Source organism: Fictibacillus sp. Mic-4 (genome assembly GCF_049843615.1).
Taxonomy (GTDB): Bacteria; Bacillota; Bacilli; order Bacillales; family Fictibacillaceae; genus Fictibacillus_A; species Fictibacillus_A gelatini.
On the sequence record NZ_JBBHZM010000023.1, the window covers coordinates 44,601 to 61,710 of the forward strand.

Consider the following 17,110-nt stretch of genomic DNA (forward strand, 5'->3'; position numbering starts at 1 on the left):
CCATTTATCTTATGGTTACAATATGGAAACAATCACATCACATTTATTTTCATATCAAAAATAAAACGTATGGCATTTGACAGAGGGACAAGGGAGTATATACAATTATTAGATACTTAAGAAAAGATTGCCGGAAGATTCTTCTGCTGGTCTTTCTTTTTGTTGTTGACGTTTCTATTTATTTAAAAAGTATAAGGAGAGAAATGCGTGAAAGCCATGAAGCGCTTTTTTAAGCAACGGGAAACTTACATTGGAATTGCTTTAGCCCTTGCCTTTCAGCTGGCGTTTTTCTTTGTCTGGCTAAGCGGATACCATGGCGAGAGCCGCCATGTTAATCCCCTTCGGATGGCCGTTGTAAACGATGATCCCGAGCAAGGAAAGGAAATCGTAAAAGCTATCCATCAACGTCTTACATATAAAATTTCCGACCTGAATTCACTGCACCAGGCAAAAAAGAACATGAATCAGCTTCAATACGACATGATTGTTTATATCCCGGGAAATTTTTCGACAAACATTTTAAAAGGAAAAACAGCCAATATTAATTTCTACATCAATCAATCGAACTCCAAATCTACTCGAAAGGCAATGGAAAACGTAGCGAAGGAAATTACAACACGGGTCAATGAAGAAGTATTTATTCAAAAAAAAGCAGCAATTACAAAGGAATTAAAAAAGCAGTCTGAGTCTCAAAATAAAGATAACATCCTAAAAACGCCAAATTTAATGGATGTAATCAATGGATTTAGAATAAACGGCGTACATGCAACCATTATTAAAACAAATGAAGTGAAAAGCTTTTCCGCTACCATGGTCCCTATGATGGTAGTATTGGCATCGTTTGTCGGCGCCATGATTATGAGCTTACAACTATCTTTTGCAGCAAAAAAGATTTCTCGCCTGTATTCAAAATGGTCCCTTTTTATATCGAGGCAGCTTATTAATCTCGGAATCCCTATGTTTATCTCTATACTTACTGTGTTGCTCATGCTGGCTTCCGATGTGCATTTTAAAACATCAATTTTTGTCATCTGGCTGTTTCAGTCCCTTGTCTTATATTCATTCCTTTGCCTCAGTCAACTGTTTATCATTCTTTTCGGCAATGCAGGAATGTTATTAAATATTATCATTCTTTCTGCACAACTCGTTACGTCAGGGGTCATTATCCCGCGTATGATGTTAAGCAGCTTTTTTCAAACGATCGGCAAGTTGCTTCCAGCGACCTATGCGGCAAATGGCTACTTTACAACCGCTTTTGGAGATGGCAATTTAACAAAGGACATCTATTGTTTGCTGCTCATATCGATAACATGTCTTCTTCTTTCAGCCATTCGGATCCTGTTAGCGAAAGAGAACAGCCCCCAAACAAATGCTACAGCATGACAAAAGAACGAAAAACCGGAGTAAAAATGAACTGCACCCCAATTGTTAGACACAACGAACAATTGGAGGTGCAGTTTTTTATTGAATGCTCTCTTTAATAGATTGGTCAAGCCGATTAGACATATGCACTTGCTCAACGAACGTTTCAAAGCCAGCAGCGAGCAGTGTATTATAAACAAGCTGGTTATTTTTCGAGAGATTTCTCACCATTCTTTTTATCTTATGATACGGCTGGAAAACATGATAGAGAATGAAATCAGCTACCTTTTGATCATCAATTGACTCTTTGATCTCACACTGATTGAGAGCAATCGTTTGAATGTTATGTTTCTCATCCATCATCCGCTGGTAAACCGCATATGCCAGAACCTCATTGCCTTTTTTAACAATGATTGATTCTGCGCCTTTGCAGCTTGGAACTTGCACTTGCCATGCCTTTATCGGTTGAAAGAATTCGAGTGACTGAATATCCTCAGGAATGCCCCGGACTATTTCAAAATTGGAATTGGTGTGGAAAGCGTCTATTGTCATCGCTCCATTCTGTTGTAAAAAAACAAGTTCCTCAAACACTTCATACCCCATTTTTTTATATAAAGCAATGGCCCGCTCATTTTGTGCAACCGCTTCCAAAAGGGCTAAATCCACTCCTTGTTCCCGATACACATCAAGACACGCCTCTATTAATACTTTGCCGATTCCTTGTCCGCGGAATTCAGGTTTAATCCCGGTTCCTCCATTCCATGCAATCTTTTTTCCATCCATCTCACGAAAGCCATTTATGGCAAACCCTACAGCAACATGATCCACGTAAGCCACAACTGAATGTTCAGGTGATAGACCTTCATTTGCCAACTTTCGAATAAAAGCATCGACCGTCATCGTCATATTTGAAAAATAATATTTAAATCCCTCATTCCATAACACAACCGCTTCCTTATAACTTAATTCGCTGAATCGTTTGATCGATATCACATTTTAACCTCCCGGGACAAAATTAAAAATGACTGGTCATTTTATTTTAATGTAGCACGAATTTCCAATTCTTTTCAACAAAAAGCATTCGACATCGCTTAGCGCCGTTTTAGACATGAAAAAGCTAAAGCCTATTGGGATCTATAACATTACTTATTTCGGCTCCCCCATCAAAGGGTTTACACAAAAAAATTTAAAATTCCACGAATGCCCTAACTGTTTGTCCCAAACTATTTTGCTGTTATGTACATACTCTATTATGCAAGGAGTTGTAAATCCCTTTTTACGAAAGGAGAGTTATTATGCAAAGACCTGGAAAACGTCAATTTGGCTTTGGCGGTGGTTACGGCTTCGGTGGATATCCGGGATTTGGAGTTGGCGGAGTCGGTTACGGTGTACCTGTTATGGGTGGTTATCCATACGGAGGCTATGGGTACGGCGGTTATGGCTATGGATATGGCGGCTACGGCGGTTTTGGATACGGCGGCGGTTGGGGCCGCGGATTCGCTATTATCGTCGTCCTCTTCATCCTGTTAATCATCGTTGGATGTTCTTGTGCCGGATTCGGTGGCTTCGCTAAAGGATTTGGCGGCAGTTCATGTGACGGATGCGGCTGTTAGTTCTAAAGCCGCTTTGGCTAGAGGCAAGAAGCAGGATTGGAATCGGCAAATAGCCGATTCCTTTTTTTACACCTATAATTAAAAATCAGTTAGACGAAACAAGGCTGCAAGACTTTTCTTGCAACCTTGTTTTCTCTTATTCTTCTTTTCTGGCAAACGGCCACCAATTCGCTTTGCCGAATGTTTTGACCATGACCGGGATAAAGAATGGAAGAATGACGAATGCATAGAGGAATACTCCCGTCAGGAAAATGGTCGCGATTTGCATCATCGATAGTACGCCTGACGGATACATCGCAGCAAACGTCCCGCCGAGTATAATGACCGCAGAAATAATGACTGTTCCCATTTTCTTCATTGATTCGATCATCGCTTCTTTAACGGAAATTCCTTTATATTCATTAAACCGGTCCATTAAGAAAATGCTGTAGTCGACTCCAAGGGCAAGCAGTATGACAAACCCGAAAAACGGAACAGCCCAGCTAATACCCGAGTAGCCTAAGATGTTGACGAAAATCGTTTCAGACACCGACATCGCCGTATAATAGGTTAAAATAAGCGAAGCGAGAATGTAGAGCGGCATAATGACGGATCTGAGCAACAAAACTAAAATGACGCCAATGCCTATGAGCATCATGGCAACCGTCTTGGTATAGTCAGACGTTGAAATATCATTTAAATCGGAATACATGCTTGTCACTCCGCTGATGCCGACCTGTGCATTTTCCAAATTTGTTCCCTTTACGGCACGTTTTATCGCTGCTTTAATATCATCTACTTTATCGAGCGCCTCGCTTGAATACGGATTTTGCTTAAAAATAACATCCATCGTCGCCATTTTCCGGTCCGGTGACATGTACGTATTAAACACTTGCTGAAAATCATTATTGCTTAAAACGACATCCGGTATATACCATCCGGCAAGCTCCTTATCTGATGCGGATGACAGCCCTTTTAAATAATCGTTGGCCGATTCAAGTCCGCCTGATACTTTATGCAACCCGTCGGCACTATTCTTTAATCCATTCGTTAATTGGCTCATTTGTCCATCCAATTGGCCAAATCCTTCTTGAAGCTGTTTTTGCCCATTATTAATCCTGGTAAGCCCATTTTGCACTTCAGGAAGTTTTGAAATGACCTGGCTTTGCCCTTCGGCCGTTTTGGATAGCCCGGACTCAAGTTGCTCCAATCCTTTCACAAGTTGACCAAGTCCATTGCTTACTTTTTTTTGTCCATTGACTACTTCCGTGAGGCCGTTGTTTGCGGTTTTGATCCCTACTGACGTTTTACTCAAGTTTTGATTAAGCTGGGCCAATCCGTTTGAAAGTCGGTTAACCTCGCTTTGAAGTTGCATGATGGTTCCTTTCATCATTTGATAATCCTGATCCGCCGCAAGTTCTTTATGGTTTTTTTCCAGATTGGCAAAATGGGGGGTAAGGCTTTTCAGTGCCCCAGAAACCTTCGCTATTCCTTTCTGCGCATCTTCATAATGCGTTGCAAGTTGTGATAAACCGGCACCTGCCTGCTGATAGCCTTGAAGCAATTTCTGGCTGTTTTCATAAAGCGATTGTGCACCGGTTTTCGCTTCGGTGACTGCCTTTTTCATTTCCCCGGCACCGGAAGAACCTTCACGTATCGCTTTTTCGATGTTTGATAGGCCGCCCGAAATTGCCCCGACGCCTGTTTTCAGGTCATCCGTTCCGTCAACAAGAGCACCGATGCCTTTTGTTGTTTCTTTTAATTTCGGTTCATTTTCCGATAGTTTAGATCTCGCATCTTCTAAACCGTCACTGATTTTTTTTATTCCATCGTTGCTTTTGCCTAGCCCTTTGTGCAGCGACTTTACTTGATTGGCGACAAGCAGTTCTTTTAGCTCATCTCCGACTGGCCTTGTCGCGCTTCTGACCGTATCCACGCCGTTTACTTTTTCAACTTCACGGCTAATTTTTTCCATTGTCGCTAAATATGACGCGTGGTCCATCGGCTCATCATTTTTTACTACAATTTTCGTTGGCAGCGATTCGCCGGGGCCGAAGCTATCTGCAATGATGTTAAAGGCTTTCACCGAATTGTAGCTGTCGCCGATTTCCTCGAGGGAATTGTACGACAATTGCCCGTTATACGTCAGCAGAAATGGCGTAACAATGGCGGCCACTAACAATAACGTAAGAAGCGGACGCTTAAAGGAAAACGTTCCGGCAGCTCCCCAAAACCGGCTCGGTTTATGCTCAATTGACTTTTTCGCCGGCCAGAACAGCTTCTTTCCTAAGACCGCCATAAAGAATGGAACAATCGTGACAAGGGCAAGAAGCAATATGGCAATACCAACCGCAACACCGACAGCCGATTGATACAGCTTAAATGTCGATAACCCGATGACAGCAAATCCGAACATTACCGCAATGCCGCTGAACAGCACCGTTTTCCCTGCCGTTTTATAGGTTGCAAGTATGGCATCATGTAAATGCTCATGGGAGCCAATCTCTTCTTTAAATCGGCTCAATAGCAAAATGCAATAGTCCGTTCCAATTCCGAACAGGACCGCCACTAAAAAGATTTGCGTAAAATTAGAGAGCGGAAAATCCCATTTGTCCACTAAAAATGCGACAATCGATTGCGCAGTAATATAGCTAATTCCGACAGTTAATAGCGGAATGAACGGCGCAATCAATGACCGGAACACAATGAGCAAAACCGCCAGGATAAAAATAACCGTAATGTATTCCGTCTTTTTCAATCCATCCTGCGAGCTCTTCATGACATCTTCATCAATCATCCAGCTGCTCGTATAATAATGATCGACTTTGACGTCGTTCAACTCCCGATAGAGCGCCTTTGAAATTTCGGCAGGCTCGCGCTTTCCTTTTTGAACCGTCAGCATGACAAGAATCGTTTTTCCATCTTTACTGACGAGCTGGTCTTTTAACTCTTTTTGATGAAAATGGGAAAGAATGGATGATACACCAAGCCTTTGCCTATCGTGATCAAGCCGGTCAAGCCCACGTTTGATTTCCGCGAGGTCCGCTTTCGTAAGCCTCTCATGATCGTGAAAAACGAGGGCAACCTGCGATTCGCCTTTTGCCTTATGTTCGTCCATTTGATTGAGCAGCTTTTGCGCATCGGTAGAAGGATACCCGTCTGGAACACCGATCTGGCCTTTTTCCCGAACGAGGTTGGCCATATTCGGTGCAGTCATCACCAGCAGGGCAACAACCAGGACCCAAACGGCAACGATTAGCCATCTTGCTTTAATGATCCCTCTCATTCTTCTAATTTCTCCTCCTTCTCTTCATGGAGCAATTGGGCAAACGTTTCAAATGTATGGATAAACGCTTCAATTTCTTTCTGGTCAAATTGTTTCAAATACGTTGAAACAATTTCAAACACCTTTTTATTTGACCATTCAAACACGTTATTTCCTTCTTCCGTCAACATTAAATACACGATCCGCCGGTCTTTTCGATCACGGAACCGTTTGATATAGCCTTTTTCTGTTAATCTTGCAATGATTGCCGTAATGGCGCTTTTATTCACTAAAAACATCTCGGCAAGTTCAGTTGTCGTTGCACGCCCGAGCAATTTAATCGTCCGCAAGATGCAATGCTGCTCGATCGTTAAAATGTCTTGCAACTGCTCTTTAATTAGCGACTGAATTCGCTTTGTTACCGTAAATGAAGCCATTTCATAACGGTTAATAACCTCCTGCAAATCCATTGTATTCACCTTTTTTCTATGTAGAATCATATTGTTCACAAGTTGAACTGTTTATGTTGATAACTATATGAAAAAGTATATTCTCTGTCAATGAAAATATTAGTCTGGTTTGAAGCCATAAGAGAACAGATCCATCAATCAAACGTTTGATTAAAATCAATGTTAGAAATCCTTACACTAATATAGCGGAAATTTTATAATTTTCATATAATTATTGACATATCTTTGTTATTTTTATTAACATAAGTGCAAGCAACAGCGGATTATAAACGAGGGGTGAATGAAATGAGTCAGTCTTACAAAGACAAAAAAGTAATCACCATCGGAATTGTCAGTGAATTAACCGGTTTGACCCACCGGCAAATTCGCTATTATGAAGAACGGAATTTAATCTTTCCCGAACGGTCGAAGCACGGCAATCGGAAATATTCTTTTTCAGATATTGAACGGCTCATGGAAATCGCAAATCAAATTGAAGACGGGGTGCAAACTTATGAAATTAGAAAAGAAATGATGCGGAGAGAAAAGCAGCTTGATCGAAAGGAAGTTAAAAAAATGATTCGAGGGCAATTGAATGCCCATTTCAAAATAAGGGAATGAGCGACTTTTATTCTTTAAGCGAAAACGCTCCCTCAGGCAAATGTCCGGGAGCGCTCTAGCTAATTTACTGTTAAATCGATGACCGGCCTTACCCTTACCGCACAAACTTTAAAACCCGGCATTTTGCAAATGGGGTCTAACCATTTCCTACGAACACCATTTTTTCTTTTTCATTTCATCCCTCTTCCTTTAAATGGTTGATTTACATATCGGAACCTTATCTTTATTGCAAAAGCGTATCATGGAAGCCTTTTGTTCGCTTCAATGATGTAAGGAAAGCTGACATTGTTTTTTCATTAAAAAACCCTTCTTTTCTGTTAGAAAGAAGGGTTTCGTGCGCTATGATTCTATTCCTTGCCAAATCTCCTGCCTCCGCAAAATTCAATCTCATAAGGAGAATTTGTTAAGGCTATGATTTCAACTGTTTTTCCTGTTTTCGGCGAGTGGATCATTTGATCATTCCCGTAATAGATTCCGACATGATGAACGAAACCTTTGCCTTCGTCGTAGGCAAAAAAAACAAGGTCTCCCGGTTCTAATTCGTCTCTCGTCACTTTTTTCCCGCGTTTATGTTGGTCAGACGCGTCTCTTGGGATCGTGATTCCATTAAAATGGTGCATCGTATAAGCAAAACCGGAGCAGTCGTAACCAAACCCCGACATACCGCCCCATAAATACTCCAGGTTAAGGAATTTCTCCGCTGCCCTGACAATATCTTGCCCGGTTCCTTTAGGGATGCCGTCGTGGACAGAGTAGATTTCAACATCATTTCTTCTTACTTTTTTCGTTCCATCTATCGTCCCTACCTCAACCCATTCTTCCCCTATTTGTTGAATGGCGAGCCGGGTATTAAAACTTATTTCTATTTCCTTCTTTTCTTCTAAACGATATAAAAAAGCAGTAGGAGAGGAGATAACCGCAAAAGAATCATAGGAGCCGCCTTCAAATGACGAAGCCGGGGTGAGCTGCTGCTTCGGAATCCATCCCGGATACCCGGACTCGTTTTTCCCAGAAGGCTGGTCGGGAACAAGAACCGATAACCACTCTCCATTTTCTTCTGTCACAATCACCTTTTGGCCATAGAGTAGCTGTGACTGGATCATATTTTTGGCATGGAGCTCCAGCTTATCGTCATAGCTGTTCGATGAAATCCACTTTTTTATTTGTACAGGATTAGAAAGCAGCAGCTGATCTTTCTCCCGTGGAGATTCAGGTGATGTCCATAACGTCGCAACGGATACATTGACGATCCATTCGTTTTCCAAACTAAGCCCTCCGATCTTTCTGTTAAAATGGGTGTTCATCCTTTAGAACACCCATTCTATCGTCTATTTTACGTCCGCCCACTTTAATTCCAAATAGCCAACCGGATGTCTGACGATGCCGGTTACATTTTCATTTTGCAAGTACACTTGATTATAGAAGTAGAGCGGGAAAATTGGCGCTTCATCGATTAAAATCTTTTCCGCTTTATGCATGTCTTCAAACCGCTTCTTCTCATCGCCTTCTTTTTTCGCACTTGCAATAAGCTTGTCATATTCTTTATTGCCCCATCCTGTCCGGTTCATCGGGCTGTCAGTCACAAAGCTTTCTAAAAAGTTGATCGGGTCCGCATAGTCCGCTAAAAAGGAAGAGCGGGAGAATTGCAGTTTCAACGCTTTTTGATCCGTTGAAAAGACATTGGCCTCAAGGCTTGCCAGCTTAACATTGACGCCAAGGTTTTCCTTGAACATTTCCTGAAGGGCTTCAGCGATTTTCTTATGTGTATCATCCCCCGTGCTATAGGTTAAAGTGACTGGCGGAAGTTTATCATACCCTTCTTCTTTCATCCCCTTTTGTAGAAGCTCTTTTGCTTTTTCCTTATCCGGCTTGATCAAATCGCCGCCAACCTCGCGGAAATCCCCTCCCGCCGGGTCATTAAATCCGTAGGCGACAAACCCATGGGCCGGCTTTTCCTTATTTTTCGTTACATAGTTAACGATGTCTTCTTGATTAACGGCAAGGCTGAACGCTTTCCGGATATTTTTGTTTTGGAACGGCTTCATTTTTACATTAACCCGGAAGAAGTAAGTCCCGGATTGATCTTCAACCTTCGCTTTCCCTTCCTTAAATAACTTTTCGCTTAAGTCAGCGGGAATTCCTGATGTTGACAGTTCCCCTGTTTGGAACATTTGGTATTCTGTGTTGCTGTCACCGATCATTTTCCAGACGACGCCATCTAATTTCACGCTTTTTGCATCCCAATAGTTATTGTTCTTGACCATTTTCATCTGGTCTTTATGCTTCCACTCCGCCAATTTGAATGGGCCGTTTCCAACAAATGTATTGGCTTCTTTTGCCCAGTCTTTGTTTTTTTCCACCGTTTCTTTCGGCACTGGAAAGAATACCGGGTTGGAAATGACGCTTAGAAAATATTTTTGCGGACTGTTCAACGTCACTTCGAGCGTCTTATCATCTTTCGCTTTCACTTTCATATCTTGTGCGCTTCCTTTACCGGTGTTAAATTCCTCAGCCCCTTGAATAAAGTAGGATAAGAAAGCCGCAGGAGAAGCTGTTTTCGGGTCTGCGACACGCTTCCATGCATATTCAAAATCTTGCGCTGTCACCGGTTTTCCGTCCGACCATTTGGCGTCCTCGCGGATTTTAAACGTATACGTTTTCCCATCGCTTGAAACTTCCCATTTTTCAGCTGTGGCTGCTTCCGGCTCGTTATTTTTCCCGAGTCGGGTCAACCCTTCCATCAAGTTGTTTAAAGGGTTATATGAAATGGCATCAAATCCGATAGGCGGATCAAGTGAAGTCGGTTCATTTCCATTATTTAGCGATACGATTTTCTCCTTCCCGCTTTTATCTCCCTCTTTGCCTGGCGGGTTTGCCCCTGTTGTACATCCTGCTACCATTGCGATCATCACAAAAGCGACAAGCATGACTGACCATTTTTTCATCGGAAAGTACCTCCTTGAAATTTTTAGCTATACGTCTTTTCACGCAAATGAAACTTGACCTGTTTCGCCCTTTGGTCCTGTAGCCAGCAATTTACTTCATGCCCTTCTGCCACAAGAGTTCTACCGGGCTGATAGGCATCGCATACTTCCATGGCAAACTCACATCTTGAGCTATAAGCGCAACCGATAGGCGGTGCGAATAAATCTGGCGGCGACCCGGGAATCGGAATTAAAGGCTGGCCACGCTCCAAATCCAATCGCGGCACGCAATTTAGCAATCCTTTCGTGTAAGGGTGCTGAGGGTTATAAAAAATTTCGCTGGTCGTTCCTGACTCGACAACCTTACCGGCATACATGACGTTGATCCGATCGGCGAGCTTTGCAACGACCCCTAAATCGTGGGTAATCATAATGATTGCGACCCCCGTATTTCGCTGGATTTTTTTAAAAAGGTCGATAATTTGCGCTTGAATGGTCACATCTAAAGCTGTCGTCGGTTCGTCCGCGATTAAAATGGACGGATTACAGACGAGCGCCATCGCGATCATGATGCGCTGCCTCATCCCGCCGCTGAACTGGTGGGGAAATTGTTTTAATCGTTCTTTCGGATTGGCGATGCCGACTTCCCCGAGCATTTCACATGCCCGAAATTGGGCTTCTTTTTTCGTCACGACTGGTTCATGTTGCAAAATCGCCTCCGTAATCTGGTCGCCGATTGTTAACGTTGGATTGAGCGAGGTCATTGGATCCTGAAAAATCATTGAAATGTCTGAACCACGGATTTTCCTCATCTCTTTTTCGGAAATCTTTGTAAGGTCGCTGCCTTTAAAGAGAATGCTGCCGGATGTAATTTTCCCGGGAGGATTCGGAATGAGCTTCATGATGCTCTGGGCAGTCACACTTTTGCCGCATCCGGATTCCCCAACAATCGCAACGGTCTCCCCTTTTTTAACGGTAAAACTGACTCCCCGAACGGCCTGGACTTCCCCGCCGTAAGTTTTAAATGAAACGTGTAAATCTTTCACATCAAGGATCGTATTCATGCGGATCACCTCCGTAATTTTGGATCGAGTGCATCCTGCAATCCATCACCTAACACGTTGAACGCAAACATCGTTAATGAAATAAAAAAAGCCGGGAAGAAAAGCCGCCACCACTGGCCGGTTAAAATCGTCGACAATGCATCACTCGCCATGACACCCCAACTTGCATACGGCGCCTGAACGCCCAACCCGATGAAGCTGAGAAACGCTTCAGCGAATATCGCGGTTGGAACTGTTAACGTCATTTGGACAATGATCGGACCCATCGTGTTTGGAAGCAGGTGTTTTCGAATAATCCGTCTCGTTTTACCACCAAACGTTTTTGAAGCGAGGACGAACTCGTAATGTTTTAATTGCAGCACTTGTCCACGAACAATTCGCGCCATTCCTGTCCAACCGGTAATGCTGAGTGCAACAATGATTGTCAAAAGCCCCGGGCCCATGACGACCATAAGAAGGATGACCATTAATAAATAAGGGAGACCGTATAAAATTTCAACGATCCGCATCATATAATGATCGGTCCTGCCGCCTTTGTATCCCGAGATCCCTCCGTAAATGACGCCGATCACAAAGTCGACCAATGCCGCCATAACCCCGACAAATAACGAAATCCTCGCCCCATACCATGTTCTTGTAAAGACATCTCTGCCAAGGTTGTCCGTACCGAACCAGTGTGAAGCAGAAGGCGGCAAATTGCTTTCGGTTAATGCCTGTTTCGTTACTTCATACGGTGACAAAATCGGGCCGAAAATGGCCATGATGATAAGTAAAATCAACGAAACCAATCCAGCCATCGCAAGTTTGTTTTTCACCAATCTGCGGCGGGCATCCTGCCAGTACGACAGCCCGGGACGAACAATTGCATCAGCATTCCTTGCTTTTCTTTTTTTAGGAATAAACAACTCATCCGGAGGGAACTGTCTTTTTTCATTACCTGTGCGATTTGGAAGCACCATCCTACTCCCCCTCCTTTTTATGGAGCTTAATTCTCGGGTCAATAATTCCATAGGCAATGTCGACTAAAAAAAGCAAAAAAATGAGAAGTGTGCTGTAAAAAACGGTCGTGCCCATAATGACAGGATAATCACGGTCGTTAATGCTGCTGACAAAATATTGACCCATGCCGGGGATGGCAAAAATCTTTTCAATGACAAAACTTCCGGTTAATACAGCGGCAACTAAAGTCCCTAATATCGTAATAACGGGAAGAAGCGCATTTCGGAGCGCATGTTTAACGACAATTTTAAATGGCGATAAGCCTTTTGCCCGTGCCGTTCGAATATAGTCTTGCGTCAGTACTTCGAGCATGCTTGATCTTGTCAAGCGGGCAATAATCGCAAGCGGGCTCATGGAAAGCGCGAGAGCAGGCAAAATCATGTGCTTGTAGCTCGCCCATGTCGCAACGGGAAGCAACTTCAAGTCTACCGCTACAACTTGAATGAGAAGGGTTGCCATAATGAAGTTCGGAACGGAAATGCCGATGACGGCCAATGTCATGGCCCCATAATCGATAACCCCATTATGGCGAAGGGCGGCAAAAATGCCTAAAGCAATTCCGGAAATGATCGAAAAAAGGAGCGCTACAGAACCGAGCTCAAACGAAATTGGAAAGCCGCGCGACAATAATTCATTAACTGATGTGGAGCTTTGTTTAATTGAAGGACCGAAATCAAATTGTAGAAGAGATTTTAAGTAAATACCGTACTGAACGAACAAATTTTCATCTAAATGGTAGTGGGCTTCCAGGTTTTTTCTCACCGTGTCATTCGTGTTTCTCTCCTGGTTGAACGGTGAACCCGGTATGGCGTGCATCAAGAAAAACGTAAGCGTGACGATGACCCATATGGTAATCATCATGGATATAAAGCGTTTGCCGATATATTTTAGCATCTTTGGATCCCACCTTTACAGATTTTCCGAACGAGAAATCCCATCGCCTTTAGGCATGAGAAGAAAGTGAGGCTTCGATGTGGTCATAGGTCTTTAAACGTTCAACCTCTAAATTAAGTTTAAAAAAGTGTTCCAATTTTCCGATTTCAATGGTAGAATAAAACTGTATACGAATATATGTTCCTGTTTATAAAAATTAAAGGGAGGTGAGTCGAAATGTTTGTCACCCATTCCTTTCGCATTCCTTATGACCCATTGATTTATGATCAATTGCGAACGATGCAACGTGAAGCGGCTTCGGTTTGGAATGATATTGTCCGGGAAGCAACGAGTTATTTCTTCACCTATAAAAAATGGCTCAACAAATTCGACATTCAAGCGGTACGTAAAGGCTCCTATAATCTTCATTCCCAAACCGTTCAGGCAATTGTCGATAAATACGATGCCAACCGCCAGACGACCCGGAAGCTGAGAAAGACGGATAAAAAAATAAAGTACCCATGGAAAGAAAAATATTATTATTGTATTCCGCTCAAACAAGCCTCCATGGACATTTCAGACGAAACAATCGGCATCAAAAAAGCAGAGTATCGCCTGTCTCTTGTCGACTTCGTCACGAAAAAGAGAAAGAAAAACTGGAATGAAAAATTTCCGAAACGAAATGAACAAGTGATCATTCCGAACCTCGCAAAAGAACCATTAACGAATTGTAAATACGCTGAAATCGTTTGGAAAAACGGTTCCTATTGGTTCCACTATTCCGTTAACGTACAAGAAAAAGACCTTTCTTCCTTGCCCTTATGTCCTGCCGGAGCGGACTTAGGGGAAATCCATGCCGTCACCGTAGCCACCGAAAACAAAGCGCTCGTCGTCTCCGGACGCGCGATCCGAAGCATTTCCCAATTTCGCGCCAAAGTGCTGGCTGATCTTCAAAAGAAAATGTCCCGATGCAAGAAGGGATCCCGCCAATGGAAAAAATACAACACCGCAAAGAAACGAATCCGCCAGAAATCTAGTAACCAATTAGAAGACCTCGAACATAAAACAACGAAAGAAGTGATCGCATTTTTAGAAAATGAAAACGTCACAAATCTTGTCATCGGACGGGTCGCCGGGATTGAGAAAAACACAAAAAAGGATAAAAAGAAAAAGTCGAAAACAACGAAAGTAAGAAGGCAACAGCTTTCCCTTTGGAACCAGGGAAAGATCAAACAAAAGCTAACATATAAGGCTCGGCTGAAAGGTATCAAAGTAGAAGAAACGGAAGAAAGCTATACGTCGCAAACCTGTCCGTTCTGTCATGGAAGACATCAACCGAATGGACGTCAATTCAAATGTTCTGTTCTCCAAACAGAAATCCATCGGGATGTCAACGGTGCCCAGAATATCGCACGGAAGAAGTATCCGATGGAAGTAAGCCACCTCCTTGAAGTCATATTTAAACAACCGGTCTGGTATAAACGATATATGAACGAGAACCCCCTATTTTTAACCGGACAAGACCGGCATCAATCGGGTCATAAAAGTATCGCCAGAAGGATGGCGTAGTAGGCACTGACCTTGCCCGCAGGAAGTCGTGTACCGACCTCTTGTGTTGCTCACCCAAGTTCGACCGCTGCTTCTTCACTGGAAGAAAGTAAGTTGGATGTTTGTGAGAAAGCCCCCACGGGTAGAATCCCACAACTGCCTATGGCAATAGCTTGCGGCTTTAGCCGTGGAGTAGGTCAAAAGTTATGGAACAAAGGCGATCAGAAGACAGATTTCACTTCAATGGGTGGCAATTTTAACAAAACGTCGTCCGCATAGCGAGCTCCGTCATCACAAGCATGGCCTGATATGCCTCAAGCATATCTTTTGCTTTAAATTGAACGATCGTTGTGCCTTCGACGATTTCCGTACCCGGCATTAAATTGGCCCATTCCGCCTGACCATAATTCGCAAACTCAATGCCTAATACAGGATGCTCCGGTGGAATGAGCGGTTTCACCCGTTCAATATGGAGCAGGGCTTCTTTCGTTTTTTCACGCAGCAGTTCCCCGCTTTTTTGCGGGCTTAAACAGAGAGCGGATGACCGTGACAGCGTTTCTTTGACAGCCGCTGTCGTGACACCGGGTATCAATTTCTTTGCTTCTTCTGCGGCATAATCATCACCTGCAACCATAATAACAGGTACCCCGTAGTAGCCGGCGACATAAGCATTTAACCCCATTTCCCCAACTTCATGGTCATTAATGTACATATTTCTCACGCCGAAAATCATCGAATGGGACATCACCCCTTTTTGCGATGCGCGGGCATGATAGCCGACAAAGATTGCCCCTGAATAACTGTTATCCAGGCCCTGGACCATAGAAAACGGTTTCACATCTCCAGAAATGAGCCTCGCTTCCGGATGAATTTTTTCTACTAAAAGGTTATTCATTTTCGAGTGGCTGTCATTAACAATAATGTTCGTCGCCCCATTCTCAAATGCGGAATGGATAACATGATTAACTTCATCTGTCATCATCTGCTGGCCTCGTTTGTAATTTCGATCACTCGAATCAACAAATGTCGAATCGACAAGACCCGTAATCCCTTCCATATCCACTGATATGTACAATTTCAACTTTTTTCCTCCTCTTCTTATAGTAGAATAAGTCTATGGACTGTGAAAAAACCTCCTTTCTATCATTGCTTTTTAAATACTACCAATCTATTTACTATATTAGTAATTATTGAAATCGAAATCAATGGATAATTCATTATACTATGAATTTTTTGTTAATTAATTCCCCTCATTCGTATGCTAGAATCGAGTATTGCATGCAGCTTCTTCATTCGTCACTCGCCGCTTAAACACCTGCAAAAGGATTTTTTTCCCCTAACTGTCGAATGGTTGATTAGAAAAACTTCTAAATTTGAGGTGTATGTTGTGACAAATATGGTGCTAAAAAATGGGGAGCATTTTTTAAAAGTAAATGGGATTCAACATTGGGTAAAAATAAAGAGTGCTGAACTTAGAACCGTTCCTATTGTTGTCATTCACGGAGGCCCCGGTGGAAATCACTACACATTTGAACGTACGATTGGACCGCTTCTCGAACAATTTACAACGATCATCTATTATGAGCAACGAGGCTGCGGAAGAACTGAACCGCCGGATGACCGTACCGCCTATTCACGGCAGCTGTTGCTCGATGACTTAGAAGAACTGCGGAAATCTTTACTTCTTCCTGCATTCATTCCGCTCGGCTATTCTTTTGGCGGCGAGCTAGCACTGGAATATACGCTCGCCTACCCACATTCAGTCAAGAAGCTTATCATTCAAGCACCAAGTATTGATGACCATGAAAGGATGGATCAATTAAAACTGGACGGTTTTCTTCACGTTTCCACCGGAAAGATGAAAGAAAAAATCGAGGAGATCAACAGTAAATATCTGTCCGCTTCAAGAAAGTTACAGGAAATATGGGAGATCGTTGATACGGAAACAGTTGACCGCCTTTTGTTTGAAAATCAAGATTTCGCACAACTTAACCGGCGGCTATGGGAAGAAAGCGGGCTTACGAACCGGGGAGATCTTGCCCGGTGCATCCTTCGCCAAAAAAACAGTACCCCTTTGTTGAAGCGGGTTCATCACATCTATCAAGAAACGTTAGTCCTTGTTGGCCAGCATGATCGTAATACGGGTGTCTCCATTAGTAAAGAAGTGGCAAAGAGAATTCCACACTCGTCGCTTTATATCTTTCAAAAGAGTGCTCATTTTCCCGATATTGAGGAATCAGAGCACTATGCGAAGATTGTACATAAGTTTCTTCGTCTTAAAAAATAGGATTTAAAATTGGCTGATATGTTGTCGAAAGTAGCTGATATTGGACTTCTATCAATAAAAAAGATATTTTTCTGCCAGGAAGTGGCGCATTTTGTTACTTCCACGCTTCGTATTCACTGCGCTTGG

General features: G+C 42.9%; 14 protein-coding genes. 5 read left to right on the forward strand and 9 right to left on the reverse strand.

Annotated elements, in window-relative coordinates:
- Positions 1 to 216: 216 nt before the first annotated feature.
- Complete coding sequence (locus WD019_RS14635; RefSeq protein WP_425711971.1) at positions 217 to 1,383, forward strand: YhgE/Pip domain-containing protein; 1,167 nt, start codon at positions 217 to 219, stop codon at positions 1,381 to 1,383.
- Between the two features lie 78 nt (positions 1,384 to 1,461).
- Here the strand turns inward: WD019_RS14635 and WD019_RS14640 are convergent, their stop codons facing one another.
- Positions 1,462 to 2,355, reverse strand: a complete 894-nt coding sequence (locus tag WD019_RS14640) for a GNAT family N-acetyltransferase (protein WP_425711961.1) — start codon at positions 2,353 to 2,355, stop codon at positions 1,462 to 1,464.
- A gap of 302 nt (positions 2,356 to 2,657) precedes the next feature.
- On the opposite strand from WD019_RS14640, the gene WD019_RS14645 reads away from it, so the two are divergent.
- The gene (locus tag WD019_RS14645) at positions 2,658 to 2,975 is read left to right on the forward strand and encodes a YjcZ family sporulation protein (protein WP_051291414.1); all 318 of its coding nucleotides are present in this window, start codon (positions 2,658 to 2,660) and stop codon (positions 2,973 to 2,975) included.
- Between the two features lie 136 nt (positions 2,976 to 3,111).
- On the opposite strand, the gene WD019_RS14650 is transcribed toward WD019_RS14645, so the two are convergent.
- Positions 3,112 to 6,240: an MMPL family transporter gene (locus WD019_RS14650; protein ID WP_425711962.1), complete on the reverse strand. Its 3,129-nt coding sequence runs from the start codon at positions 6,238 to 6,240 to the stop codon at positions 3,112 to 3,114.
- The gene (locus WD019_RS14655) at positions 6,237 to 6,689 is read right to left on the reverse strand and encodes a MarR family winged helix-turn-helix transcriptional regulator (RefSeq protein WP_425711963.1); all 453 of its coding nucleotides are present in this window, start codon (positions 6,687 to 6,689) and stop codon (positions 6,237 to 6,239) included. Before WD019_RS14655 ends, WD019_RS14650 begins: the two co-directional genes overlap by 4 nt.
- 285 nt (positions 6,690 to 6,974) lie before the next feature.
- On the opposite strand from WD019_RS14655, the gene WD019_RS14660 reads away from it, so the two are divergent.
- A complete protein-coding gene (locus WD019_RS14660) occupies positions 6,975 to 7,289 on the forward strand; it encodes a MerR family transcriptional regulator (protein ID WP_026677460.1) in 315 nt (104 codons plus the stop codon).
- Positions 7,290 to 7,636: 347 nt separating this feature from the next.
- Here the strand turns inward: WD019_RS14660 and WD019_RS14665 are convergent, their stop codons facing one another.
- The 5 genes from WD019_RS14665 to WD019_RS14685 form a co-directional block, all read right to left on the reverse strand.
- On the reverse strand, positions 7,637 to 8,554 hold the full coding sequence (locus WD019_RS14665) for an NlpC/P60 family protein (protein ID WP_425711964.1): 918 nt from the start codon (positions 8,552 to 8,554) through the stop codon (positions 7,637 to 7,639).
- A gap of 63 nt (positions 8,555 to 8,617) precedes the next feature.
- Positions 8,618 to 10,234, reverse strand: coding sequence for a peptide ABC transporter substrate-binding protein (locus WD019_RS14670; RefSeq protein WP_425711965.1), 1,617 nt, complete (start codon positions 10,232 to 10,234; stop codon positions 8,618 to 8,620).
- A gap of 23 nt (positions 10,235 to 10,257) precedes the next feature.
- Entirely contained in the window at positions 10,258 to 11,277 is a 1,020-nt protein-coding gene (locus WD019_RS14675) for an ABC transporter ATP-binding protein (RefSeq protein ID WP_425711966.1), read from the reverse strand.
- Positions 11,278 to 11,282: 5 nt separating this feature from the next.
- A complete protein-coding gene (locus WD019_RS14680; RefSeq protein ID WP_026677464.1) occupies positions 11,283 to 12,236 on the reverse strand; it encodes an ABC transporter permease in 954 nt (317 codons plus the stop codon).
- Between the two features lies 1 nt (position 12,237).
- A complete protein-coding gene (locus tag WD019_RS14685; RefSeq protein WP_425711967.1) occupies positions 12,238 to 13,170 on the reverse strand; it encodes an ABC transporter permease in 933 nt (310 codons plus the stop codon).
- 216 nt (positions 13,171 to 13,386) lie between these two features.
- Between WD019_RS14685 and WD019_RS14690 the strand changes: the two genes are divergently transcribed.
- Positions 13,387 to 14,718 carry an RNA-guided endonuclease InsQ/TnpB family protein gene (locus WD019_RS14690; protein WP_425711968.1) on the forward strand — a complete coding sequence of 444 codons (1,332 nt, stop codon included), beginning with the start codon at positions 13,387 to 13,389 and terminating at the stop codon, positions 14,716 to 14,718.
- A 235-nt stretch (positions 14,719 to 14,953) separates the two neighbouring features.
- Here the strand turns inward: WD019_RS14690 and WD019_RS14695 are convergent, their stop codons facing one another.
- Complete coding sequence (locus tag WD019_RS14695) at positions 14,954 to 15,778, reverse strand: M55 family metallopeptidase (RefSeq protein WP_425711969.1); 825 nt, start codon at positions 15,776 to 15,778, stop codon at positions 14,954 to 14,956.
- 315 nt (positions 15,779 to 16,093) lie between these two features.
- Here WD019_RS14695 and WD019_RS14700 point away from each other — a divergent pair, with 315 nt between their 5' ends.
- Positions 16,094 to 16,984, forward strand: coding sequence for an alpha/beta fold hydrolase (locus tag WD019_RS14700; protein ID WP_425711972.1), 891 nt, complete (start codon positions 16,094 to 16,096; stop codon positions 16,982 to 16,984).
- Positions 16,985 to 17,110 lie beyond the last annotated feature (126 nt).

Bases quoted from the DNA above. Each gene is read 5' to 3' on its own strand.
- WD019_RS14660 (WP_026677460.1), top strand. From the start codon at position 6,975: ATGAGTCAGTCTTACAAAGACAAAAAAGTAATCACCATCGGAATTGTC.
- WD019_RS14680 (WP_026677464.1), bottom strand. From the start codon at position 12,236: ATGGTGCTTCCAAATCGCACAGGTAATGAAAAAAGACAGTTCCCTCCG.
- WD019_RS14690 (WP_425711968.1), top strand. From the start codon at position 13,387: ATGTTTGTCACCCATTCCTTTCGCATTCCTTATGACCCATTGATTTAT.
- WD019_RS14685 (WP_425711967.1), bottom strand. From the start codon at position 13,170: ATGCTAAAATATATCGGCAAACGCTTTATATCCATGATGATTACCATA.
- WD019_RS14700 (WP_425711972.1), top strand. From the start codon at position 16,094: ATGGTGCTAAAAAATGGGGAGCATTTTTTAAAAGTAAATGGGATTCAA.
- WD019_RS14645 (WP_051291414.1), top strand. From the start codon at position 2,658: ATGCAAAGACCTGGAAAACGTCAATTTGGCTTTGGCGGTGGTTACGGC.
- WD019_RS14670 (WP_425711965.1), bottom strand. From the start codon at position 10,234: ATGAAAAAATGGTCAGTCATGCTTGTCGCTTTTGTGATGATCGCAATG.
- WD019_RS14675 (WP_425711966.1), bottom strand. From the start codon at position 11,277: ATGAATACGATCCTTGATGTGAAAGATTTACACGTTTCATTTAAAACT.
- WD019_RS14650 (WP_425711962.1), bottom strand. From the start codon at position 6,240: ATGAGAGGGATCATTAAAGCAAGATGGCTAATCGTTGCCGTTTGGGTC.
- WD019_RS14655 (WP_425711963.1), bottom strand. From the start codon at position 6,689: ATGGATTTGCAGGAGGTTATTAACCGTTATGAAATGGCTTCATTTACG.
- WD019_RS14635 (WP_425711971.1), top strand. From the start codon at position 217: ATGAAGCGCTTTTTTAAGCAACGGGAAACTTACATTGGAATTGCTTTA.